We start from the raw sequence: 23,594 nt of genomic DNA on the forward strand, positions 1-23,594 counted from the left end.
GAGCGCATCGTGTCTCGCGTGGCTCAAAGATCAAATACAATCTGGTTCAGAGGCCATGTGAAATCCTTATGGACCAATGCGCGCGACCTCCCCGAACCCCTCCAGCGTTTCGAAGAGGTGGCGGCAGAACGTGCTGGCCGCGCGCGTCAGGGGCACTTCGGCGGACTTGAAGACATGGAAGTCGAACGGGATGACCGGCTTGAACGGCACCAGCCGCAGGTCCGCCCGGAAGACGCGTGGCGTCAGCGGGTCGACGATCGCGATCCCGACGCCGGCAGCCGCTAGCCCGCAGGCGGTATAGGACGGCTGGCTTTCCACCGCGATCTCGGGCTGTACGTTCGCCTCGGCGAAAATCTGGGTGATGTAGCCGGCCGCGACCGTGTGGTGGGCAAGCGCGACCATGGGGTGACCCTTCAGGTCGCGGGGGCCCAGTTCGGTGCGCCCGCTGAGCGGATGTCCGGGCACCATCGCGCACACGCAGCAGGTTCGGTAGGAGGCGATGATGTCGATGCCCTGCCGCTCCGCCACCATCTGCCCGATCCCGAGTTCCACCTGACGCGAGGAGACCAGGTCGAGGATGCGGGCCGAGCCATGGACGTCATGGGTGATCCGGATGCCGTCCCGCTCGGCCAGGAGCCGGGCGATCGCATTGGGCATCACCTCCAGACTCACCATGGGCATGGCAGCGATGTGAAGCGTGGCTCGGCGCAGGTCGCGAATCTCGTTCGCGACCTGGCGCAAGCGCTCGATGCCGTAGAACATCCGCTCCACTTCCTGGAGCAGTTGACCGCCTTCGGCGGTTGGCTCGAGCTTGCCCCCCTTGCGGAGAAAGATCGGAAAGCCGACGCTGCGCTCGAGATCGGCGATCAGCCGGCTGACGGCGGGCTGTGAAATGTTGAGCGCCTGGGACGCGGCGGTGACCGAACCGTGTCGCATGACCAGCCGGAACGCTCGCAATTGTCGTTCATTCACGGCGACGGCCTCTCTTCGACATTCGGTGCTGGCAACGCCCGATCACCAGCGCGCAACCGTTTTTCCTCCCCGCAACCCGTGTCGTCCGCACCGATTGACTGGCCATCGATACCATCATTTCGAGGTCCAAAAGGGAATAGGCTTCGCGCGTCACCGGTCCCGTCCCGCGCCGGAACGGTCGTCCCGTGTAACGTCGCGGCCCGTTCAGGCACCCGCATGTCGTTTTTGAGCGCGTGTCATATATTTTCGTTGATTTTCGTTTTGAGTTGGATAACCTTCGTTTGGAGCCCAGGTCGAACTCGTCTGCGGGCTAAGCGAATGGGAGGACTTCATGAGACATTCATTGCCCGTTTTCGGGCTCGCATTGGCGTTTGCAATGGCGTTGTCATCCGGCAAGTCGATTGCCCAGGATGACGTCGAACTGCTGCCCGACAACCTTCTCAACATCAAATCCGAAGCGATGACCGAGCCGGGCAAGTTCAAGAAGGACGGCCCCTACCGGATCGGTTGGTCGTTTCCGGGCGTCGGCAACACCTGGATCGTGCAGATGCACCAGGAAACCGAGTACGAAGCCGCAAACAACCCGCAGGTCAAGGAATTCATCTTCTCCGAGGCCAACTGGCAGCCCGCCAAGCAGGTGGCCGACATCGAGGACATCCTGACCAAGGGCGTCGATGCCCTGATCGTCGCGCCGATCGCCTTCCCGATGGTCAAGAAGCAGATCGAGGCGGCGATGGCCACCGGGATCCCGGTCATCACCTTCGGCGTCAGCAACGGCGCGGTGGAATCGGACGTCGAGATCATGGGCGCCGGAGAGTACTTCGGCGAGGTCGGCGGCACGTTCCTCAAGGAGAAGCTCGGCGGCAAGGGCACCATCTGGGCCATCCGCGGCGTCGCAGGCGTCGGCGAGGAACAGCTGCGCTACGACGGGTTCAGGCGCGCCATCGAAGGCACCGAGATCAAGATCGGCGCCGAGGTGTTCGGCGACTGGAACTACGCGAAGGCCAAGGGCCTCTGCGAGAACCTGGTCCTCTCGGGCCAGCCGGTCGACGGCATCTGGTCGTCCGGCGCCGAGATGACGCGTGCCTGCATCGAGGTGTTCCAGTCGGTCGGCAAGCCGCTGGTGCCGATGACCGGCGAAGGCAACAACGGGTTCTTCAAGACCTGGACGGAGTCGGGCGTCGAAGCCGTCTCGCCGGTGTTCACGCCCGGTCTCGGACCTGCGGTCCTGCGCGCGGCGGTCGCCCTGCTGGAAGGCAAGTCGTTGCACCGGACCTACTTCTCGGCGCCGGAGCCGCTGACCAATGCGGACATCGACAAGTACTTCCGTCCCGACCTCAACGATGCGTTCTGGGTTCCGTCGACCTTGCCCGAGGAAGAGCTTCAGAGGCTGTTCAAGCGCTGATCGGGCTCCGACGCATCGAGGCCGGCCGATGACCGACGTCTTGAACCGCACCATGCTCGCCTCCGGCACTGCCGCCGGAGGCGAGGCGGTCAGCTTCCGCAACATCACGAAGAGCTTCGGCGCGAACACAGCGCTGGACGACGTGTCCGTCACGGGGCGTACCGGATCGGTGCATGCCGTCACCGGGGAAAACGGCGCCGGCAAGTCGACGCTGATGAACCTCCTGGCCGGCGTCCTCAAGCCGACGTCCGGCGAGATCCTGCTCTTCGGCGACAAGGTCCATTTCAGCGGGCCCAAGGCGGCGAAACAGGCGGGCATCTCGACGGTGTTCCAGGAACTCACCTTGCTCCCCAACCTGACCGTCGCTGAGAACATGTGCCTCGGCCGCGAACCACGCCGGCTCGGTTTCGTCGACGGCGCGGCGATGCGGCGTTCGGCGCGCGACGTCTTCGCGCGGCTCGACATCGACCTCGACCCGGGCTCCTACTGCGGCGACCTGACGATCGCCCAGCAGCAGATGGTCGAGATCGCCAAGGGTGTCGCGACCGATGCCCGCATCTTCATTTTCGACGAACCCACCGCCGCCCTCAACGGGCCGGAAATCGAGAAGCTGGAGCGCCTGATCGTCTCCCTCAAGGCCGCAGGCAGCCTCGTATTCTACATCAGCCATCGTCTCGACGAGATTTTCCGTTTCTGCGACACGATCACCGTTCTGAAGGACGGCCGGCATGTCGCCACCCAACCCGCGGCCGACGTGACCCGGGACGGGCTCGTGTCCCTGATGGTCGGGCGCTCGCTCGATCGCTTCTTTCCGCCGCGTTCGGCGACACCCGCCGGGCAGGCATCGGCCATCGACGTCGAGGACCTGGTGGCGGCGGCCGACGCTCCCCCGGTGACGCTGACGCTGCGGCGCGGCGAAATCCTCGGCCTTACCGGCCTCGAAGGACAGGGCCAGCGCGAGATCATCCGCGCAATCGCCGGCCAGATGACGCCGCTCGGGGGCGTTGTGACGCGGCATTCGAAAAGCGGCGAAGCCATTCGACTGCCATCGACGCCCGTCGCTGCGGCACGCGCCGGGATAGGGTTCGTGCCAGAGGACCGCAAGTCGGAGGGCCTCTTCCTGCCGCTGGGCATCGACCGAAACATCGGCATCGGCATGATGCGCCTGTCGTCCCTGTGGGACCGGGCCCGTGTGGATCGCGATCGGCTGGCCGCCCTCCTGGCCGGCATGAACGTGAAGGCCAGCAGTCCCCAGCAGGAGGTGCAGGCTCTCTCCGGCGGCAACCAGCAGAAGGTCCTGATCGGTCGCTGGCTGGCGGCCGGCGTCGACATCCTTCTGGTCGAGGAGCCGACGCGAGGTGTCGATGTCGGCGCGAAGTCCGAAATCTACGCCCTGCTCCGCACCTTCGTCGACGAGGGAGGAGCCGTGCTGATGACCTCCAGCGAACTGTCGGAACACATCGGTCTGTGTGATCGCATTCTGGTCGTTCGCGGTGGCCAGATCGTCGACGAGATGCCGGGCGCGATGGCCACGGAGGAAGCAATCATGACATCCGCACTGACCGGCTCGGCACAGGACCGGCAAGGAATGCAGTCGTGATCGGCGGCTCCGCTTCGAGATCGTCGCGATCCGGCATCGGCATCATCACGGTCGCCTTGCCGCTGTCCATGTTCGTCCTGCTGTCGTTTGCCGCGCCGAGTTTCTTCACGGGGCAGAACATCGGCAACATCAGCAACCAGATCGCCGCGCTCCTGATCACGTCGCTCGGACAGTTGATCGTCGCCATCAGCGGCGGCGTCGATCTTTCCGTCGGCTCCACCTTGAGCCTGACGAGCGCGATCATCGTGTCCTTCGATCCGTCGATCGTCATTCCGCTCGCCCTGTTCGCCGGATGCTGCATCGGGGTCGTGAACGGGGTCGGCGTGGCGGTGTTCGGCGTGCATCCCCTGGTCATGACGCTCGCGACGGCGACCTTCGTCCAGGGCCTGACGTTCCTCGTCCTGCCGACGCCGGGCGGTGTCGTCCCGCCGGCGATCGAACGGCTCGCGGAGAGCCCCATCTCCGGCCTGCCGGGCTCGCTGCTGTGGTGTGCGGCGGCGATCCTGTTCTTCTGGCTCCTGCTGTCGCGATCGTCCTTCGGATTGAGGCTCTACGCCATCGGCGCAAATCCGCGCAACGCGGCCCTCAACGGCGTCAAGGTCGTCGCCCCCATCATCACCTGCTACGTGCTGTGCTCCCTGTCGGCGGTGGCCGCGGGCGTGTTCCTGACGGCCCGCGTCTCGACCGGCGATCCGACCGTCGGGGCGTCGTTCGGTCTCGATTCGGTCACCGTGATCGCGCTCGGCGGCGTCCAGCTTTCGGGTGGAATCGGCAGCGTACCCGGCGTGATCCTGGGCGCGATCACGCTTGGGCTCGCCACCAACGGCATGAATCTGCTCGGTGTTTCGCCCTTCCTGCGAATGGCGGCGACCGGCCTTCTGTTGCTGGGCGCGATCAGCCTCCAGCGCCGCAAGACGATCGGGGTCTGACACGATGGCGATGCTCGAGACACCCCGGGAACGACCCGGCTATCGGCTCCTGTCGGCGGCAACCGCATTGCCGATCGCCTATGTCGGCACGCTGCTGCTTCTGCTGTGTGCGTACATGTTCCGGCCGGCGCTCTTGTCGCCCATGCTGCTGATGCTCATCATCCGGCAGGCGGCCCCGCTCGGGGTCGCGGTCATCGGCCAGTCGCTCTGCATACGCATCCTGTCGATCGACCTGTCCTTCGGCGGCGTCGCGATGGGGGTCAGCTATATCCTGACCAGCGGTTATGTTCCGGGCAACCAGGCCGTGCTGATCGGCGGCAGCCTGCTGTTCGGCGCGGCCGTCGGCCTGGCGAATGCCTTCTTCATCGTGCGCCTGCGCGCCTCCTCGGTCATCGTCACGCTGGCGATGGGTCTGCTGCTGACGGGGATCGTCATCGCCTTCAGCCAGTTCCGCGCGCCGGGAGATGCGCCCGCGTTGTTGAAATACATCGGCCAGACGCGCATCTGGAACGTGCCGCTCGCGCCGCTCGTCTGGTTCGCCCTGCTGATCCCGATCGGCTGGTACCTGAAAAGATCCGTGCTCGGCCAGTATATCGACGCCATCGGCGCCAACCCGCGTGCCGCCCATGCGACCGGCATCCCCTATGCGTCCGTCGTCGTGCTGGTCCACGTCGCCTCCAGCCTCTTCGCGGTCGTGAGCGCCTTCCTGCTGGTGGGATTCGTGGGCATGGGAAGCCTGGACATCGGCCGCGATCTCGCGCTGAACTCCCTGGCCGCGGTCATCCTGGGCGGCGTGACCTTCGGGTCCGGGCGAGGAGGCATTCTCGGTCCGGCGGTCGCAGCCTTCATGCTGACCTTCCTGTTCAACCTGCTGACCAGCTTTGGTCTCGGGGAGCCGAGCAAGCTCATGCTGCAGGGCGCCATCATCGCCATGGCGGCGATCGCCTATTCCGCAAGAACCAGAAACTGAGGAGATTCTCATGACAACGATCATGCCCGGCGCCGAACCGTTCCGCTTCGATGGCGACAAGGCGTCCGTCCTCGTGCTGCACGGCTTCACCGGCACGACCCAGAGCATGCGCTACGTCGGCGAGCAGCTGAACAAGCGCTATGGCTTTACCGCCAGCGGCCCGCGTCTCGCCGGCCACGGCACATCGGTCGACGACATGGAAACGACCGGCTATCTCGACTGGCTGAACTCGGCCGAGGAAGCGCTCAAGGCGCTGGCGGCGGAAGGTCGTCCGGTCTTCGTCCTTGGCCTGTCGATGGGCGGCTCGATCATCCTGAACCTGGCGGCCCGGTTCGGCGACATCGTCAAGGGCGCCATTTCCGTCAACGCGCCGGCGCTGTTTCTCGGCCCCGACATGGCGACCCTGCTGTGCGACCCGAACGCACCGGCCCGCACGCCCGGCATCGGCTCCGACATCAAGGCGCCTGGCGTGGTGGAACTGGCCTATCCGGAGGTGCCGGTCGGCCGCCTGCGGGAGGGACACCTGCTGTTCGGCCTGACCACCAACCTGCTGCCGAGGATCACGTGCCCCACGATGGTCATCCAGTCACGCGAAGATCACGTCGTGCCGGCTCGAAACGCCCTCGACATCGTCAATGCCCTGACGAGCTGCGACCATGTCCGTCTTCTCTGGCTCAACGAATCCTATCACGTCGCCACGCTCGACAACGACAAGGACGCGATCGTCACCCACGCGGGCGAGTTCATCCGCTTCCTGCTGGAGCACTGACGGCACGGCGGCGGCATCGGCCCGGGACCGATCCGGGCCGATGCCTCAGCGCCTGCCGCTGACGAGCACGCACCCGCGACGCGTCTTCCGGGCCCTGGCCGGAAGACCAGACGTCAGGTCCTGGGCATTCCCTTCGGCCGCATCCGCCGCTTCTGGGCGGCGATGCGGAACGGGGCGTTCGGTCCGCCATACCCGTCATAGTGACCGCGGCGTTCCACGACCTCGAAGAAGAAACCCTCGCCGACGATCGGGCTGTAGATCTGGAAGTACTCCCCGGCCTCGTCGCGATCGTAGAGGATGTTTTCGTCGCGCAACCGGTCGGCGAAGTCCGGATCGAGCCCGAAGCGGGCTTCGAGATCGTCGTAGTAGTTCTGCGAAATGACCAGCGGCTCCAGTCCGTTCGCCTTGAGCGCCGCGGCCGCTGCAAAGATGTCATCGGTGGCGAAGGCGATATGCTGGATCGCCGAGCCGAAGGTCTCGGCGATGAAATGGCCGGCCAGCGTGCGGCGGTTCTCGGCGCCGTTCAACGTCAGCCGCAGACTGCCGTCGGCATTGCCGATCGCCTGGCTGCGCACCAGCCCGGCCGGATCGACGATGTCGACCATCGGCGTTTTCTTCATCCGGAAGATCGAGGTGTAGAACAGGCCCCAGCTCAGCATCTCCTCGTATTCCATCGTCTGGGCGACGTGGTCGATGCGCGACAGTCCGACGTCGGAAGCCGCTGCAATGCCGGCGACCGGCTCGAACTCGATCTCCCAGACACGGGCAAGGTCGGAGCCGCCGTCGATGAAGTAGAGGATGCCGCCGCCGAGCCCATGGATCGCCGGGATGGCGAGTTCGCCCGGCCCAGGCGCCTGTTCGAAGATCTCCGCACCGAGTGACCGCGCCCGCGCGACCGTGGCCTGCGCATCGTCGACCCTGAGGCCGACGGCATAGGCGGAGGTGCCGCGCACCAGGAAGGACGAATGGGCGAAGCCCTCCCGTTCGGTGTTGACGACGAGGTTGATCCCGCCCTGGCGGTAAAGCGTCACCGCCTTGGACCTGTGACGGCCGGCCACTCGGAAACCGAGCGCCGAAAACAGCATGCCGAGGCGCTGCGCCTCGTCCGCGTCGGCGGCGAACTCGACGAACTCCACACCCTCGACGTTCATGCGATCGGGCATGTCGAGCGTCTCGATCGCGACATCGGGTTCGAGCCGCCGCACCTGGTCCATCAGCGCCACCAGCGAGCGCCTGCCGTCGACGGCGATCGAGCGTGGCGAACCGCCGCGAAACTGGTCGTTGAACACCTCCAGCGACAGCGTGCCGGCATAGCCCGTGGCGGCCACGGCGCGCATGAAGTCGGTGACGGGCAGGTCGCCCTCGCCCGGCATGTTGCGGAAATGACGGCTCCAGTAGAGCAGGTCCATTTCGATCTGCGGGGCGTCGGCCAGCTGGACGATGAAGATGCGGTCACCGGGAATGGAACGGATGGAGTTCGGATCGATCCGGCGCGCGAGCGTGTGGAAGGAATCGAGGATCAGGCCGATGTTCTCGTGGTCGGCGCGGCGCACGACCTCCCAGGCGTCGCGGTGATCGCTGACGTGGCGGCCCCAGGCAAGCGCCTCGTAACCGACGCGCAGTCCGCGTTTGGCGGCGCGCTCGCCGAGTTCGCGAAAGTCGGCGGCCGCACGGTCGATGCCGCCAAGCGCCAACGGCGAGACGTTGGAGCAGACCAGCATCAGGTCGGTGCCGAGTTCCGCCATCAGGTCGAACTTGCGTTCCGCGCGGTCGAAGCCGCGGCCGCGTTGCGGCTCCGGCATGCCCTCGAAGTCGCGGAACGGCTGGAACAGCGTGATCTCGAGCCCATGGTCGCGGACCATGCGGCCGACATCGGCGGGCGACCCGTCGAAGGCGAGGAAATCATTCTCGAAGATCTCGACCCCGTCGAACCCCGCGGCGGCGATCGCTTCGAGCTTCTCGCGCAAGTCGCCGCTGATCGAAACCGTGGCGATGGAGGTCTTCATGTCGGGTGTCCGTTCCTGCGCATGATGCCCGCCGACCTGAGCCGGCGGATTGGAGGCAGGCGAGACGACGCCCCCCGACGCCGCCTCGCCCTAACCGCCCGAAGTGATCAGAGTGCGTTGATCTTGTCGAGCGCACCCTCCGGCCAGGAGGCCGAGAGAGGCGATTCCTGGTACTTCTTCTGGGCGAAATCCTGGAAAGCCTTGACGTCGGGGGTGTAGACCTTGAGGCCTTCGCCTTCGAAGAACGCGACGAGCTCCGCTTCCTGCTTCAGATACTCCGCATTGCTCGAATCAAACGCCTTCTTCGCTGCCATGCGCATGCGCTCCTGCTGCTCCGGAGACAAGGCGTCGAAAACCTTCGAGCTGACGATCAGGATGCCGAAGCCGACATTGTGGCCGGTCAGCACGATCTGGTCGGTGACCTCGTGGAACTTCATCGCCTTGTTGTTCGGCAGCGGATTGTCCTGTGCATCGACGACGCCGGTCTGGAGCGAGGTGTAGAGCTCGGAGTAGGCGATCGGGATCGGGTTGGCGCCGATCGCCTCGCCCAGGAACTGCCAGCTTTCGCCGCCCGGCATGCGCAGCTTGATGCCCGCCATGTCGGCCGGCGTGTTGATCTGCTTGTCGCCGCGCAGGTTGAGATGGCGCGTGCCGTAATAGGCCGGCGCCAGGATCTCGACGCCGAGCTTCTCGCGCGCGATCTGCCTGAACTGGTCGCCGACCTCGCTGTCGAAGACGGCCTTCAGATGCGCTTCGTCACGGATGACGTAGGCGGCGCCGAGAATGTCGAACTCCGGCGCCTGCTTGGCGAAGTCCGACGGCGGCAGGAGCGCCATCTGCGCATTGCCGCGCTGGATCGCGGTCAGTTCGGTGCCCTGCTTGAAGAGTGTGCCGTTGAAATAGGGCTTGAAGTCGAACTCGTCGCCGATCTCTGTGGCGAAGATCTCCGTCATGGCGACCGAACGCGGAACGTCGGGCGAATTCACGTCCGGGAAGATCAGTTCGATCTTGGATTGCGCCGAAGCACCCGCGGCGCCGGCGAGCAGCATGGCACCTGCGGCGATGGATCTGATTGCGTGGAAACTCATGTCTTTCCTCCCTGAGGTTGAACGGTGGCAGTCTTTGTCGTCTGGCCGAACCGGTTCTCCGGCAGCCCTTGTCCCGCGCCATGAACTGCAAACAGCGCGCCGGCCAGTGGCTCGGCGGCACGTTGCTGCGGCGTGAGGAACTTCGTGGCGCTCGTCACGTAGAGCGTCTTCAGGTCGTCGCCGCCAAAACAAAGGCAGGTCGGATTGGTGACGGGCAACGGTATCGTCCGGTCGACGGCCCCGTCGGGTCGATGCCGGACGATGCGTCCGCCGGCGAAGAAGGCCATCCAGATACAGCCATCGACGTCGACGCAGGCCCCGTCCGGCCGCTCGCCGGTCGCCGTGTGATCGGCAAACACCCGCCGATTGGTGATGGCCCCGTCGTGCATGTCGAGATCGAAGGCGAAGCCGAGATGGCGGCGCGTGTCGGTGAAGTAGAGCGTTCGGCCATCGGGCGAAAACGCGATCCCGTTGGAGACGATGACGTCTTCGGCCATCCGTGTTGTGCTGCCGTCCGGATCGATCCGGTAGAGCCCGCCGGCGGGTCGGTGCAACTGGTTGTCCATCGTGCCGACCCAGAACCGGCCCCGCGCGTCGACGCGTCCGTCGTTCAGCCGGTTGTCGAGGCCGGGCTCCACCGCGGACAGGTCGGTTCGGGCGCCGGTCCCGAGATCGAGCGCGTAGAGGCTGAGATCCTCGGCCAGCAATCGCCGGCCGTCGGCCATCAGCGCCTGCGTTCCGGCGAAGGTGCCGGGCAGCCGGGTCAGGCCGTCGATGCCGGTCGCGGGATCGAACCAGCGCAGCTTCGGCTGCTCGATGTCCAGCCACCAGAGCCTTCGCGTGCGTTCGCACCAGAGCGGCGTTTCGCCGAGCTGGTCCTGCCCGATGACCGCAACGTCGATGCTGATGCTGTGACCGCTCATCCTGCGCCTAGCCCTGGTAGCCGAGGAGCCGGGGCAGGAACAGCACCAGGTCCGGCACGAACGTGACGATCGCGAGCGCCGCGAACAGCGCGTAGAGGAACGGCATCAGGTCGCGGATGATGGCCGATAGCGGCGCCTTGGTGATGTTCTGCACGACGAAGAGCAGCAGCCCGTAGGGCGGCGTCACCAGGCCGATCATCGAGTTGACGACGACGACGACGCCGAAATGCACGGGATCGATGCCGAGCGCCTGCACCGTTGGAATGAAGATCGGAACGATGATCAGGAGAATCGCGCCGCCTTCCAGCACGCAGCCGAGCACCAGCAGAAGCAGGTTGATCACGATCAGGAAGCCGACCTGCGACAGTTCGAACTGCTGCAGCCAGCCGGCCAGCATGTCCGGCACGTTTTCGCGGGTGATGACGTAGTTGAAGGCCAGCGATCCGGCGATCAGGATGCCGATGTTGGCTGTCGAGCGGCCGCTCGACAAGAGTGCGCCGTAGAACTGGCCGAAATTGACCGACCGGTAGAAGACCACCGACACCAGAAGCGCATAGGCCGCGGCCGCGGCCGCCGCCTCGGTCGGCGTCATCACGCCGCCATAGATGCCGCCGAGCAGGATCACCGGCAGCAGCAGCGCCGGGATGGCGCGAAACGTCACCCCGGGAATGGCCCGCATCGGCACGGCTTCGTCGACCGGAAAGCGCCGGCGACGCGCCAGCCAGGCGTTCATCAGGATGAGGACCACGCCCATCATGAGGCCCGGAAGCATGCCCGCCGCGAAGAGGTAGCCGATGGAGGTGTCGGAAACGAGGGCGTAGAGCACCATCGGGATCGAAGGCGGGATGATCGGGCCGATGGTGGCCGATGCCGCCGTGATCGCCGCGGCATAGCTCGGCGTGTATTTCCCGTCCTTGGTCATCATGTTGATGATGATGCGGCCCATGCCGACCGCGTCGGCGAGCGCCGAGCCGGACATGCCCGAGAAGATCAGGCTGGAAACCACGTTGACGTGCCCGAGCCCGCCCCGGAAGCGGCCGACCAGCGCCTGCGAGAATCGCAGCAGGCGATCGGCCAGACTGCCGACGTTCATGATGTCGGCGGCCAGGATGAACAGCGGGATGGCCAGCAGCGTGTAGCTGTTGAACAGGCCCTGCAGCATGGTTTCGGCGGCGATCGAGGTGTCGAAGCCGGCCAGCGCCAGGTAGAGGATCGTTCCGCAGATCATCGCCTCGCCGATCGGCAAGGCGAAGACCGCCAGCACGAAGATCAGCCCAAGCGCTGCGCCCATGGGGTCAAGCATGCTCATCGGACACCGGTGCTTCTAGAGGATCCTGGTGGCTCGGGCGGCCCTGGATCGCCCGCCAGACGGACATCAGGGATCGGATGACCACCGCGATCGCAAAGGGAATGTAGATGGAGAAGACGATGTCGAAGCGGATGCGCAGGAAGGACGTCCGCTCGATCGCCATGAAAGTCACGAAATCCCAGGCCTTCGGGATCGACCAGGCGAAGATGCCGGCGCAGGCGAGCCCTGCCAGAACGTCCATCACGCGGCGCGCGGTCGGTGGAACCAGCTGGTAGACGATGTCCAGCCGGATCGCGTCGTCGGCCTTCACCACGAAGGTGTAGCCGAAGAAGATGCCCCACAGCCAGGCGATGGTGACGTACTCGACCGTCCAGCCGAGCGGCAGGTTCAGGAAGTAGCGGAAGACGATCTGCACGATGAAGGCCGCGAACATGCTGCCGAGCAGCAGCGCGAGGATGTTTTCCGCGCGCCGGCCGAGCCACCGTCCCAGGCTGTTCAGTTTGTCCATCTCGTTTCCCCCTGCAAACCGCGCCGGCCGCCGCCGCCGGCGCGGTTCAGGCCCGCCGCGTCAGAGTGCGTTGATCTTGTCGAGCAGGCCTTCCGGCCAGTCGGCCGAGAATTTGGATGCCTTGTACTTCTCGAGCACGTGGTTGCGGAACGCTTCCTTGTTGGGCTCGTAGACCGTGAGACCTTCGCTTTCGAAGAACGTCACCAGTTCGGCTTCCTGGCGCAGGGTCTCGGCGTCGAGCGCCGCCTCGAAGTTCAGGGCGCATTCCTGCACCTTGGCCTGCTGATCCGGCGTCATGCTGTTCCACTTCGACATCGAGATCGTATGCTGATTGTTGGCGATCAGGTGGCCGGTCAGCACGATCTGGTCGGTGACCTCGTGGAACTTCATCGATTTGTTGGCGGTCAGCGGATTGTCCTGCGCGTCGATCGCCCCGGTCTGCAGGCCGGTATAGACCTCGGTGAAGGGCATCGGGGTCGGGTTGGCGCCCAGCGCCTCGCCGACGAACTGCCAGCCCTCGCCGCCCGGCATGCGCAGCTTCACGCCGGCAAGGTCCGCCGGCTCCATGATCTTCCGGTCGCCCCTCAGGTTCAGGTGGCGCGTGCCGATATAGGCATTGGCCAGAACCTTGACGTTGGCCTTCTCCTCGATCTCCTTCCAGAGATCGGCCAGAGGCTCCGGCCTCATCACCTTGCGCATGTGGTCGTAGTCGCGGAACAGGTAGGCGGTGCCCAGAATGCTGGTGGCGGGAACCTGGTTGTAGAAATCGAAGATGGCGAGGTTGGCCATGTCGAGGTTGCCGCGCTGCATGGCGGTGAGTTCGGTGCCCTGCTTGAACAGCGTCGCCCCGTGGTAGGACTTGAAATCGAACTCGTCACCCAGGCACTCGCCGAACTCCTTGCGCAGGATCGTCGTGCGGATGTCGGTTTCGGGAACCGTGTCGGAATAGACGATCTGCACCTTGTCCTGCGCCTGTCCTGCCGAAACGGAGAGCAGGATGGCGAGCCCCGCCACGCCGCCCATGAATCTTGTCGTCGTCGAACGCATGAAAATTCCTCCCTTTCCGCGTCGTTCGCCCGGCAATTGCCGCGCGGTTCAGTTCCTGCTGCCGGACCCGGATCCGGGGCAGGCCCAGGGGGCCTCACCCGGCAGTTGCGTCTGCGAAAGCGACGAAGGCCGCCCTCATCCGATCCGTATCCGGCTTGACGCCGGCAAAGAGTTCGAACGCCCGCACGGCCTGGAACAGCGCCATCCCCTCGCCCGAAAGCGTGCGGCACCCTTTTGCCCGCGCCACGCGCAGGAACTCCGTCTCGAGCGGGAAATAGATGATGTCGGCCACCCACGTGCCGGCTCCGATCTGATCCGGATCGATCGGCATGCCCGGCACCTTGGCCATGCCGACCGGCGTCGCGTTGACGATCCCGTCCACCGAGCCGGCGATGTCGGCGGCCGGCGAGGCCTGGCACCGCCCTTCGCCGAAGAAGCCGGAAAGCTTGAGGGCGAGCGCCTGCGCCCGATCCGTGTCGGTGTCGGCGATCGACAACCGCTCGACGCCGGATTCCAGCAGCGCGTGAGCCACGGCCGCCCCGGCCCCACCGGCGCCGATCATCAGGACATGCCGGCGCGGCACGCCTGGAAGCCCGCGCCGGAAGCTTTCGGCGAAACCCCACATGTCGGTGTTGTGGCCAAAGCGTCGGCCGTCGCGAAAGACCACCGTGTTGACCGATCCGATCGATCGCGCCGCCGGCGACAGTTCGTCGAGCAGCGGCACGACGTCCTGCTTGTAGGGAAAGGTGACGTTGAGACCCGAGAAACCGAAATCCTCGGCGAAACGCAGGATGTCTGCGACATCGGTCGCCGCACTCATGCAGTCGGTGTCCAGAAGGCGATAGACATAGGGAATGCCAAGCGCCCGGCCTTCCGCCTCGTGCATGGCCGGCGTTCGCGACAGCTGGATGCCCTTGCCGAGCAGGCCGACGAGAACGGTCCTGTCATGTGACAGGCCGGCGGCGGGACCGATGTCCGCAACGCTTTCGACGCGATGACGCAAGCAGATCCTCCTGGCCCGGCGCGAGCCGAACGACCTCCATCGCTCGCCGGCCGGTGTATGGACCCAACAATGTACGGGGCGGTTAATTATGTCAAGGGCTTTGTACGAAGCAGTTAATTCGTGTATGCCGGTGGCATGACGGGAGGAGACGGGGATGGGTGAAGGCATCGGTTCGGTCGAGAAGGCCGGTCGGGTCGGCTGGAAGCAGGATCCGGAGGGCGTTCGCAGCAACATCGTCGCGGTGGCCATGGCGGAGTTCGCCCAGAACGGCCTGTCGGGCGCGCGGATCGACGAGATCGCAGCCAAGACCCTGACGTCCAAGCGCATGATCTACTACTATTTCGGCGACAAGGAGGGGCTGTACCGCACCGTGCTCGAGGAGGCCTATCGCAAGGTCCGCAGCGGCGAGCAGGAGCTGGACCTCGAGCACCTCGAGCCTGACGCGGCCCTTGCCAGGCTGGTCGAATTCACCTTCGACCACCACAGTTCCAATCCCGACTTCATCCGCATCGTGATGATCGAGAACATCCACCACGGCGCCTATCTCGAACAGTCCGACCTGATCGCGACGATGAATGAAGGGGCCATCCGCAAGCTGGAGCAGATCTGCGCGCGCGGGCGCGCCGCCGGGCTCTTCCGCCCGGAGATCGAACCGCTGGAACTGCACTGGATGATCAGCGCGCTCAGCTTCTTCAACGTTTCCAACAGGCCGACCTTTTCGCGCATTTTCGGAGCCGCCCTCTTTCGACCCGATGGCCAGAAAATCCTGCGCGGACACGCCGTCGAGATGGTCATGCGCTTCGTCATGGCCTGACCCTTCGCCTCCCAGCCCCACGAGGACATGCAATGCTCGATCCGGAACTGAAGCCGTTTCTCGACGAATGGCAGCGGCAATGGGCCAAACTCCCGGCCAAGGCCACGCCGCAGGACCGGCGGGCCCATTTCGAGGTGGTCGCCGCCGAGATGCGCCTGCCGACGCCCGACGGCGTCTCCACCGACCGCGTCGAATGGATCGACACCCCGGCGGGCGCCGTTCGCGTGCGGGTCTTCCGACATGAAGACGGCGGCACCTCCCAGCCCTGCCTGATCTACATGCATGGCGGCGCCTGGATGCAGGGCAGCCCCGAGACGCATTGGGACATCACGGCCCGGATCGCCGCCTTCAACCGCCAGACGGTGATCAGCGTCGATTATGCGCTGGCGCCGGAGCATCCGTTTCCGGCCGCGATCGTGCAGGTCGGCGCAGTGGTCGAATGGGCCTTCGCGCAGGCCGGTGAACTCGGTATCGACCCGACGCGCATCGCCATCGGCGGCGACAGCGCGGGCGGCAACCTGGCGGCCGCCATCGCGCTGAAGTTCCGCGGGTCGGATTGTCCCCTCCATGCCCAGCTGCTGATCTATCCTGCCGTGGAGTTCGAACAGGCCCGGCCCTCTTTCACCGAAAATGCCGACGGGCCGCTGCTGACCACCGCCGGCATGCCCGCGGTCAACGCCATGTACATGCCCAACGAGGCGGATCGAGTGGACCCGCTCGCGGCGCCGTTGAAGGCGAAGGACCACTCCGGATTGCCGCCCGCCTTCGTGGCGGTGGCCGAGCATGATCCGCTGCGCGACGACGGCATCGCCTATGCGCAGGCGCTGGAGGCGGCCGGCGTCCCCGTCGTCCTGCATCGGGGCACGGGGCTGATTCACGGCTACCTGCGGGCGATGGAGTACTGCGCGGCGAGCCGGGATGCGTTGCAGGCGATGTGTGCCTGGCTCGACGAGCGCAACGGGGCCTGAGGCGATGACGCCCGCGATTCCCGCGCTCGAGCACGTCTTCACCATCGTGGCGGAGATCGCCAAGCCGATGTCGGGCGGGCACTCGGCCGCTGGCGAGCGGCTGCACATCCCGATCCTCGCCGGTTCGGTGGACGGTCCCCGGTTGAAGGGGACGATCATGCCCGGCGGCTCAGACTGGCCGCTGATCCGGCCGGACGGGACGAGCGAGATCGAGGCCACCTACACGGTCATCGCGGACGACGGCACGCCGATCCTGGTCAGGAACCGTGGCCTGCGGGTCTCCCCGCCCGAGGTGCTGGCGCGACTGCGGGCCGGCGAAACCGTCGGGACGGACGAGTACTACTTTCGCTCGGCACCGCGTTTCGAGACACCGGACGGACCGCACGCCTGGCTGCGAGACCGCATCTTCGTTGCGAGCCTCGCGCCGGACCCGAAGGCGGGCCGGATCGCGATCGACGTCTACGTCGTCTCCTGAGGATCCTGCCGCTCCGGTGTCGTCGGCGCCGCGGCAGAACCACTGTCCGATGCGGCCTTCGCCGCAGCATGCCTGGCGGCGATATAGCCGAAGACGATGCCGGGCCCGAGCGTGATCCCCGGCCCCGGATAGACGCCGCCCATGATCGACTGCATGTCGTTGCCGATGGCATACAGGTTTTCCACCGCCGAGCCGTCCTCGCGCAGCACGCATGCGTCTGCATCGGTGACGAATCCCTGCGCGCTGCCGATGTCGCAGGGATAGAGCCGGACGGCGTAGAAGGGCGCCGTCGCGAGCGCGCCGAGGGTCGGGTTCGGTCCATGCGACGGATCGCCATTGGCGCGCTGATAGACCGTCGAGCCACGGCCGAACTCGCTGTCGACGCCGCGCTCCGCATGTTCCTTCATCTGCGCCATCGTCTGTTCGAGGTTCGCGGCATCGATGCCCAGTCGCTCCGCGAGCTCGCGCGGCGTGCGGCCCTCCACCACATAGCCTGACGCCAGATACCGCTTCAGCCCGCGCGCGCCGGGCCGCACCATGCCGAGACCATATTTCTGCATCGCGGCGTGATCGGCAATCAGGAAGGCCGGGATCGTGGACCCGGCCTCGTCGCGCTCGATCATCGCCGCCCCGAACAAGTGATAGGAGATGCTCTCGTTGACGAAGCGGCGTCCGTCGCGGGCCACGCACACGGTGCCCGGCTTGCTGCGGTCGAAGACGAAATGCGGAAACACCGCCAGCGAGCCATCGGCGCGGCGGTTCACCGAGCACGGCGCCCAGAAGCAAGGCTGCCAGGCATCCCGTCCATGAAACCCGCCGAGCTCCATCGCCATCGCGTGCAGCTCGCCCTTCGGTCCCGGCGCCCCTGGTCCGAACGCGGGCACGGACGGCGGCAGATATCGTGACCGCATCGGCGCATTGCCGGCAAAGCCGCCGCTGGCCAGAACCACGCCGCGCGTCACGCCAATGCGCCGGGTCACTCCGCCCTGCTCGACGACGAGGCCATCCACCGTGCCGTTCGTCGCGAGCATCCGGTCGACACGGGCGTCGGTGGCGATGTCGACGCCGGCCCTCCGCGCCGCCAGAAGCAGATGCCCGACCAGCGCATTGCCCATGACCAGCCGCGTGCCACGGCTTCGGCGGAGCCTGTCGGCGGCATGGCGTCCGACCAGCTTCAGCGTATGCGCGAACGCCTTGGCCGAACGGGTCATCGTCAGCAGGCTCGCGATGTCGTCGCGGTCGACCATCATGCCGCCGAGAATGGTGAATTCCGGGATCGGCGGCCGCACGAGGTCGAAATCGTCACCGAGCAGCCGACCATCGAACGGCATGGGTTCCAGCGCGCGACCGAAATGCGTCGAGCCCTCGATGTCGGACAGGTAGTCGGGATGAAACGGCCGCGCGCGCAGCCGCACGCCGGCCTGGTCTTCCAGGAAGGCCACCGCGTCGGGTCCCGCCGCCAGGAAACGGTCGCGCAAGGCCCTTGGCGAACGGTTGCCGACCGTACGGTCGAGATAGTCCGCGGCCTTCTCGACGTCGTCGTCGGCGTCCAGCGCCTGCGCGTGCCGCGTGTTGGGCACCCACAGCGTCCCGGCCGAATAGGCCGACGTCCCGCCGACATGGGCGGTTCGCTCGATCAGGAGCACGCGACAGCCGAGACGCGCAGCCATCGCCGCGCATGCGAGGCCCGGCGCGCCCGCGCCGAGCACGGCGAGGTCGTAGACGGCGTCTTCGGGGAGCCCCGAAAGGAACCGGTCGCTGCGCGTCACCATCCCCGCCGGTCTCCCGGCCGTGACCGGATCGCGCCCGCCGCCGACGAGGCGCGCCGCGCGTCGGCGCCGCCGTTCAGGCGAGGAAGGTCAAACCAGTTGCAGCGCGTTGGCGTAGTTGGGTTCCATCTCCGCGATATGCGTCCTGAGCACGGCGTGGAGTGCAGCGACGTCCCGCTTCTTGATGGCCTCGACGATCTCGAGATGTTCCTGGAAGGTCCGCTGGCGATGCAGCCCGAGTTCGGCGGACATGTGCGCGCGCAACGCCGCGATGCGACCGGCGACGATGTCGTAGGCTTCGACGAAGAAGTGATTTCCGCAATGATCGAAGAAGGCATTGTGGAAACGCGTGTCGGCGTTCGCATAGGCGAGCGTGTCGTCATTGTCGCGCGCCTTTTCCATCGTCTCGATGGTCTTGGACAGCGACTGGAGCAACGCCTCCGGCGCGCGTTCCGTGGCGAGTTCGCTTGCCAGCAGTTCCAGCCGCAGCCGGTACTCGACGAGCGCTTGGAGGTCCTCCTTCTCCGGCCTGAAGACGAAGCTGCCGCGGCGGGGCACGATGGTGATCAGGCCCTGGAGCTGAAGGATCGTCAGCGCCTCCCGCACCGGCGTCCGGCTGACGTCCATCGCCGCCGCGATCTTCTCTTCCGACAGCGCCTCGCCCAGCGAAAGCTCGCGCTTCAGGATGGCCGCCTTCAACCGTTCGGCAACCGACATCGCCAGCGACTGAGGCCGGCTGATGGGGCTCTTCTTCATCGGGTTGATGTTCTTGTTTGCCTTCAACGCCATCGTCCCGGCCCCCTGCTTCTGACATACCAGATGCAGACATTAGACGAATTCGCTTCACGGTACAGCCTCCACGTCGGCGTCGATCATTGACATACAGTACCTCAAAAGGCAAATAGCGGACGATGGTTTTGACGGAGGTCGACGTGACCGGACTGCTTGGACGGGGTGTGCTGGTGAACTGGGGCGGCGTCGTCGCCGAACAGGAGGACGACTACAACGCCTGGCACAGCATGGAGCACATGCCCGAGCGCCTTTCGGTGCCCGGATTCCGGCGCGGAAGACGGGCAATCGGCGTGGACGGCACCAGCGAGGACCAGAAATACTTCATGATGTACGAGGCCGAGACGGCCGACGTGTTCGTCTCGCCGCCCTATCTGGCCCGCTTGAACGACCCGACGCCGTGGACGCGGCGCATCCTGTCGGCCTATGTGGCGCCTTCGCGCACCGTCTGCCGTGTCCGGCAGAGCATCGGGCGCGGCGTCGGCGGCTGGAACGCCACGGTCCAGTTCGCCGACCCGCTCGGGCCGATCGACTGGCTTCCCGCCATCGCGGATATCCCGGGTGTGCTGGGCGCCCACATCCTGGATGGCGACACGCAGCTCGGCCAGCAGCCGACGGCCGAGAAGGCGTTTCGCGAGAGCCGGGGCGAGGTCGACCGCACCGTCGTCGCCGCCATCCTGATCGATTCCTACGATCATCGCGCGGCGGGCATTTCGCTGCGCGCGACGCTCGACCGCCTTGGCGACGCAGCCGAAGGCGCCATCGCGACGATGTATCGGGTGCAGCACGTCATCGGCGCGGAGGATGCCCGCTGACCCTTCGTCATCCGGCACGCGCGAGCGGAGAGGGCAGACCATGAGAGTACTCGTCACCGGCGGCGGCGGCTTCATCGGAGCCTGGATCCTGCGGGAACTGGCGCGTGAGGGCTTCATCCCCGTCGTGCTCGATCGTGCCGACGACCGAACGAAGGTCGGACACATCGCCGGCCTGGACTTCGCCGCCGGTCTCGAATGGGTTTCGGCCGACATCGCCGACACGCGCGCGGTGGTCGACGCCGCACGCGGCTGCGAACGGATCATCCATCTAGCCGGGCTGTTGACGCCCGCCTGCAGGGCGGATCCGATCCTCGGCGCGCAGGTCAACCTCCTCGGGACGCTCAACGCCTTCCTGGCGGCGCGTGAGCACGGCATGCCGTCCGTGATCTACATGAGCAGCATCGGCGTTTTTGGTCCCGATGGCGGCCCGGAACCACACCCGACCACGCTCTATGGCGCCTACAAGCTGGCGTCGGAGCACTCCGCCCGCGCCTTCTTCGAAGACGACGGCATCGCCTCGATCGGCTTCCGGCCCTACGTCGTCTACGGTCCCGGTCGGGATGGCGGGCTGTCGGCCGGCCCGACCCTTGCTTGCCGGGCGGCGGCGCGGGGCGAGGCCTACACGATGCCGATCACCGGATCGTTCGACATGATCCACGTCGCGGACGTGGCGGCCGCGTTCGTCCAGGCCGTTCGCATGCCGCTCGCCGGTGCGCATGTCGTCAACCTGCTCGGCCAGTCCACGTCGGCCGATGATGTCGTGGCCGCCATCCGCGAGGCCGTACCCGGTGCCCGCATCGACTGTGCGGGAGATCCGATGCCGATTGCCTGTCCGGACCGCGACGCGGCGCTCGCCAGCCTGTTGCCGGACTGGCGCCCGACCGATCTCGAAACGGGCCTGCGCTCGACCATCGACTTCTACAGGGGGCCAGCTTGATGGCCGGCCGCTTCGACGGGCAGGTCGCGATCGTCACCGGCGGCGCACGGGGACTGGGCCTGGCGATCGCCAGGCGTCTCGCCGCCGAAGGCGCCGCCGTGGTCATCTGGGATCTGGACCTGACGGGTTTCGATGCCGACAAGACGAGTTTCCGGCCCGCTTCGGCGGTCAAGGTCGACGTGACCGTTCCTGAGGCGGTGACCGCGGCGATGGACGACGTCAGGTCGAGCTTCGGTCGCATCGACGTCATGGTCAACAATGCGGGGATCACCGGGCCCGTCGCTCCCGTGGAGCAGTACCGGCTGGAAGACTGGTTGCGTGTCCTGGCCCTTGATCTCACCGCGGTCTTCCTGTGTTGTCGCGCATGCATTCCGCACATGAAGGCCCAGGGCTATGGCCGCATCGTCAATGTGGCCTCGATCGGCGGCAAGGAGCCGGTGCCGGGCATCTGCGCCTACGGAGCGGCGAAGGCCGGCGTGATCGGCTTCACCAAGTCCATCGCGCGGGAACTGGCCGGATCCGGCGTGCTGGCCAACTGCATCGCGCCGGCGATGGTGGAGACGGCGCTTCTGGGCCAGATGACGCCGCGTTTTGTCGAGGAGAGCCGGAACAAGATCCCGCTCGGGCGCTTCATCACCGCGGAAGAGGTCGCGGCGGCGGCGGCCTTCGCTGCCAGTCCCGAATGCTCCTTTGCGACTGGCTTCACCTTCGACGTTTCCGGTGGTCGGGCAACCTATTGAGCCGACGAAGCAAGCGGCCTGCCAGACGCCCGGATGGCCGGATGACGACGGCGGTGGATCGATGAAGACCGGACACGGCGGCGGGCTGACGATCGGCATCGTGCTGATCCTGATGGCCGGCCTCACTTTCGCGACGCTCGACAGCCTGGGCAAGCAGCTGATGGCCACGCTCCCCGTCGTGCAGGTGCTCTGGGCGCGCTACGTCGTGCACACGATGTTTTCGACCGGCTATCTGGCAGGCACCACGGGCCGCCGCTTCCTGCGCACCCGCCGCCCGGTGCTCCACTTGCTGCGCGGAATGGCGTTGCTCACGGCGAGCGCCTGCGTCTACGCGGCACTGGCGCATGTCCCGATCGCAGACGTCACCGCGATCGTGTTCTTCTCGCCCTTCGTCATCACGCTCCTGTCGGTGATCTTCCTGAAGGAACGCATCGGCATTCACCGGATCGGCGCCCTGGTCTGCGGCATGGCGGGCGTGATCCTGATCATCCGGCCCGGCTTCGGCGACACCGGTGTCTATCACGTTCTGGCGCTCGCCGGCTCGGTCGCGAATGCGATCTACATTCTGCTGACCCGGCAGCTCGCGGATCCGACGGAGCGCGAGGCGGCCCAGTTCCACACCACGGCTGCTGGCGCCCTCATCCTGTCCGTCGTCGTCGTGCCGGCCTGGGTCACGCCAGGCCTTGCCGACGCCGCGCTGCTGGTGCTTTTGGGTGGATTGGCCACCGTCGGGCATTTCATGCTGCTGCGCGGCTTTGCCCATGCCTCGGCGTCGCTGCTTTCGCCGTTTCTCTACGGCCAGGTGATCTTCGCCGCCCTCTACAGCTGGTACTGGTTCGGCGATCCGCTTGCCCCGACGATGATCGCCGGAACGGTGCTGCTGGTCGCGAGCGGCCTCTACATCTGGTGGCGCGAAAACCGGACGTGACCGTTCAGGCCGGATCCCAGGCCGGCGACCAGTCGAAGTCGCACAGGCGTCTGTGCTCGTCGAGGCCGGAAATCCGGTCCATGTCACCGGTCTCCAGCTCGAAGTCGAAGACGTCGAGGTTCGCCTTGATGTTTTCGATCTTCGACGAGCGCGGAATGGCTGCCACGCCGTCCTGCTGGATCAGCCAGCGCAAGGCCACCTGGCCAGCCGACTTGCCATGCCGGGCGCCGATGTCGCGCAGGAGGTCGGACTGGAACACCGCGCCCCGCGCCAGCGGCAGGTAGGCCGTCATCAGCATTCCCGCCTCCCGCACCGCCTTCATGACGCGGGGCTGCGCCATGAACGGGTGATACTCGACCTGGTTTGCGAAAAGGTCGGCGCCGTGGACACGGATCGCTTCGTCGAGCAGCCCGGTGGTAAAATTGCTGACCCCGATCAGTCGGGTCCGGCCGCGCGCGCGCTGCTCGGCGAAGGCGGCGAGCGTCTCGCCAAGCGGAATGTCGCGGCTCGGCCAGTGCACCAGCAGCAGGTCGACGTGATCGAGCTGAAGCCGTTCGAGGCTCTCGGCGGTGCGGGCGGCGACGTTCTCTGGTGCGAGGTTGTCGAACCAGATCTTCGTCGTCACGAAGAGCTCGTCGCGGGCGATGCCGCTGTCGCGGATCGCCTGGCCGACCTCCGTCTCGTTGCCGTATCGGATCGCCGTGTCGATATGGCGATACCCGGCATCGATCGCCGATCGGATCGCGCGCGTGCCCGCAGGTCCTGTCAACTCGAACGTTCCAAGCCCGATGGCGGGCACCGATACGCCCTTGATGATCTTGTTCTTCATC

General features: G+C 66.2%; 23 protein-coding genes. 12 read left to right on the forward strand and 11 right to left on the reverse strand.

Annotated features, from left to right (window positions below; translation table 11 throughout):
- Window positions 1–66: 66 nt before the first annotated feature.
- The gene (locus EJC49_RS21750) at window positions 67–972 is read right to left on the reverse strand and encodes a LysR family transcriptional regulator (protein WP_126702032.1); all 906 of its coding nucleotides are present in this window, start codon (window positions 970–972) and stop codon (window positions 67–69) included.
- Between the two features lie 331 nt (window positions 973–1,303).
- Here EJC49_RS21750 and EJC49_RS21755 point away from each other — a divergent pair, with 331 nt between their 5' ends.
- Genes EJC49_RS21755 through EJC49_RS21775 form a run of 5 tightly spaced genes read left to right on the forward strand, consistent with a single transcriptional unit; the run spans window position 1,304 to window position 6,645 of the window.
- Window positions 1,304–2,377: an ABC transporter substrate-binding protein gene (locus EJC49_RS21755; protein ID WP_126702033.1), complete on the forward strand. Its 1,074-nt coding sequence runs from the start codon at window positions 1,304–1,306 to the stop codon at window positions 2,375–2,377.
- A gap of 52 nt (window positions 2,378–2,429) precedes the next feature.
- Window positions 2,430–3,977, forward strand: coding sequence for a sugar ABC transporter ATP-binding protein (locus tag EJC49_RS21760; RefSeq protein WP_126702062.1), 1,548 nt, complete (start codon window positions 2,430–2,432; stop codon window positions 3,975–3,977).
- Window positions 3,974–4,906 (forward strand): ABC transporter permease, encoded by a 933-nt coding sequence (locus EJC49_RS21765; RefSeq protein ID WP_126702034.1) that lies wholly within the window; start codon window positions 3,974–3,976, stop codon window positions 4,904–4,906. The genes EJC49_RS21760 and EJC49_RS21765 overlap by 4 nt, the downstream gene beginning before the upstream one ends.
- Window positions 4,907–4,916: 10 nt before the next feature.
- Window positions 4,917–5,876, forward strand: a complete 960-nt coding sequence (locus EJC49_RS21770; RefSeq protein WP_170314830.1) for an ABC transporter permease — start codon at window positions 4,917–4,919, stop codon at window positions 5,874–5,876.
- 10 nt (window positions 5,877–5,886) lie between these two features.
- Window positions 5,887–6,645 (forward strand): alpha/beta hydrolase, encoded by a 759-nt coding sequence (locus EJC49_RS21775; protein ID WP_126702036.1) that lies wholly within the window; start codon window positions 5,887–5,889, stop codon window positions 6,643–6,645.
- Between the two features lie 113 nt (window positions 6,646–6,758).
- Here EJC49_RS21775 and EJC49_RS21780 read toward each other — a convergent pair whose 3' ends face one another.
- From EJC49_RS21780 to EJC49_RS21810, 7 genes are all read right to left on the reverse strand, one after another.
- On the reverse strand, window positions 6,759–8,651 hold the full coding sequence (locus EJC49_RS21780; protein ID WP_126702037.1) for a bifunctional sugar phosphate isomerase/epimerase/4-hydroxyphenylpyruvate dioxygenase family protein: 1,893 nt from the start codon (window positions 8,649–8,651) through the stop codon (window positions 6,759–6,761).
- 107 nt (window positions 8,652–8,758) lie between these two features.
- Complete coding sequence (locus tag EJC49_RS21785; RefSeq protein ID WP_126702038.1) at window positions 8,759–9,739, reverse strand: sialic acid TRAP transporter substrate-binding protein SiaP; 981 nt, start codon at window positions 9,737–9,739, stop codon at window positions 8,759–8,761.
- Entirely contained in the window at window positions 9,736–10,662 is a 927-nt protein-coding gene (locus EJC49_RS21790; RefSeq protein WP_126702039.1) for an SMP-30/gluconolactonase/LRE family protein, read from the reverse strand. The genes EJC49_RS21785 and EJC49_RS21790 overlap by 4 nt, the downstream gene beginning before the upstream one ends.
- Window positions 10,663–10,669: 7 nt before the next feature.
- A complete protein-coding gene (locus EJC49_RS21795) occupies window positions 10,670–11,971 on the reverse strand; it encodes a TRAP transporter large permease (RefSeq protein WP_170314831.1) in 1,302 nt (433 codons plus the stop codon).
- The gene (locus EJC49_RS21800) at window positions 11,958–12,479 is read right to left on the reverse strand and encodes a TRAP transporter small permease (RefSeq protein ID WP_126702040.1); all 522 of its coding nucleotides are present in this window, start codon (window positions 12,477–12,479) and stop codon (window positions 11,958–11,960) included. The genes EJC49_RS21795 and EJC49_RS21800 overlap by 14 nt, the downstream gene beginning before the upstream one ends.
- A gap of 60 nt (window positions 12,480–12,539) precedes the next feature.
- Window positions 12,540–13,526 carry a TRAP transporter substrate-binding protein DctP gene (gene dctP, locus EJC49_RS21805; protein WP_170314832.1) on the reverse strand — a complete coding sequence of 329 codons (987 nt, stop codon included), beginning with the start codon at window positions 13,524–13,526 and terminating at the stop codon, window positions 12,540–12,542.
- Window positions 13,527–13,620: 94 nt separating this feature from the next.
- A complete protein-coding gene (locus EJC49_RS21810; RefSeq protein WP_280960059.1) occupies window positions 13,621–14,481 on the reverse strand; it encodes a shikimate dehydrogenase in 861 nt (286 codons plus the stop codon).
- 202 nt (window positions 14,482–14,683) lie between these two features.
- Here EJC49_RS21810 and EJC49_RS21815 point away from each other — a divergent pair, with 202 nt between their 5' ends.
- The 3 genes from EJC49_RS21815 to EJC49_RS21825 are packed head-to-tail and all read left to right on the forward strand — an operon-like array spanning window position 14,684 to window position 16,786.
- A complete protein-coding gene (locus EJC49_RS21815) occupies window positions 14,684–15,343 on the forward strand; it encodes a TetR/AcrR family transcriptional regulator (protein WP_126702042.1) in 660 nt (219 codons plus the stop codon).
- 32 nt (window positions 15,344–15,375) lie between these two features.
- The gene (locus EJC49_RS21820; RefSeq protein ID WP_126702043.1) at window positions 15,376–16,311 is read left to right on the forward strand and encodes an alpha/beta hydrolase; all 936 of its coding nucleotides are present in this window, start codon (window positions 15,376–15,378) and stop codon (window positions 16,309–16,311) included.
- A gap of 4 nt (window positions 16,312–16,315) precedes the next feature.
- Window positions 16,316–16,786: a DUF3237 domain-containing protein gene (locus EJC49_RS21825; RefSeq protein ID WP_126702044.1), complete on the forward strand. Its 471-nt coding sequence runs from the start codon at window positions 16,316–16,318 to the stop codon at window positions 16,784–16,786.
- Here EJC49_RS21825 and EJC49_RS21830 read toward each other — a convergent pair.
- Both EJC49_RS21830 and EJC49_RS21835 read right to left on the reverse strand, forming a co-directional pair.
- The gene (locus EJC49_RS21830) at window positions 16,771–18,558 is read right to left on the reverse strand and encodes an FAD-dependent oxidoreductase (protein ID WP_126702045.1); all 1,788 of its coding nucleotides are present in this window, start codon (window positions 18,556–18,558) and stop codon (window positions 16,771–16,773) included. The genes EJC49_RS21825 and EJC49_RS21830 overlap by 16 nt on opposite strands.
- Before the next feature lie 87 nt (window positions 18,559–18,645).
- Window positions 18,646–19,344 carry a GntR family transcriptional regulator gene (locus EJC49_RS21835; RefSeq protein WP_126702046.1) on the reverse strand — a complete coding sequence of 233 codons (699 nt, stop codon included), beginning with the start codon at window positions 19,342–19,344 and terminating at the stop codon, window positions 18,646–18,648.
- A 143-nt stretch (window positions 19,345–19,487) separates the two neighbouring features.
- Here EJC49_RS21835 and EJC49_RS21840 point away from each other — a divergent pair, with 143 nt between their 5' ends.
- The 4 genes from EJC49_RS21840 (at window position 19,488) to EJC49_RS21855 (ending at window position 22,764) form a co-directional block, all read left to right on the forward strand.
- A complete protein-coding gene (locus EJC49_RS21840) occupies window positions 19,488–20,159 on the forward strand; it encodes a DUF4286 family protein (protein WP_126702047.1) in 672 nt (223 codons plus the stop codon).
- A gap of 40 nt (window positions 20,160–20,199) precedes the next feature.
- Window positions 20,200–21,096 (forward strand): NAD-dependent epimerase/dehydratase family protein, encoded by an 897-nt coding sequence (locus EJC49_RS21845; protein ID WP_126702048.1) that lies wholly within the window; start codon window positions 20,200–20,202, stop codon window positions 21,094–21,096.
- Complete coding sequence (locus EJC49_RS21850) at window positions 21,096–21,836, forward strand: SDR family NAD(P)-dependent oxidoreductase (RefSeq protein ID WP_126702049.1); 741 nt, start codon at window positions 21,096–21,098, stop codon at window positions 21,834–21,836. The genes EJC49_RS21845 and EJC49_RS21850 overlap by 1 nt, the downstream gene beginning before the upstream one ends.
- Window positions 21,837–21,897: 61 nt before the next feature.
- Entirely contained in the window at window positions 21,898–22,764 is an 867-nt protein-coding gene (locus EJC49_RS21855) for a DMT family transporter (protein ID WP_126702050.1), read from the forward strand.
- 4 nt (window positions 22,765–22,768) lie between these two features.
- Here the strand turns inward: EJC49_RS21855 and EJC49_RS21860 are convergent, their stop codons facing one another.
- Window positions 22,769–23,593, reverse strand: a complete 825-nt coding sequence (locus EJC49_RS21860) for an aldo/keto reductase (protein WP_126702051.1) — start codon at window positions 23,591–23,593, stop codon at window positions 22,769–22,771.
- Between the last annotated feature and the right edge of the window lies 1 nt (window position 23,594).

Origin of the sequence: Aquibium carbonis (assembly GCF_003970795.1) — a bacterium.
Lineage (GTDB): Bacteria > Pseudomonadota > Alphaproteobacteria > Rhizobiales > Rhizobiaceae > Aquibium > Aquibium carbonis.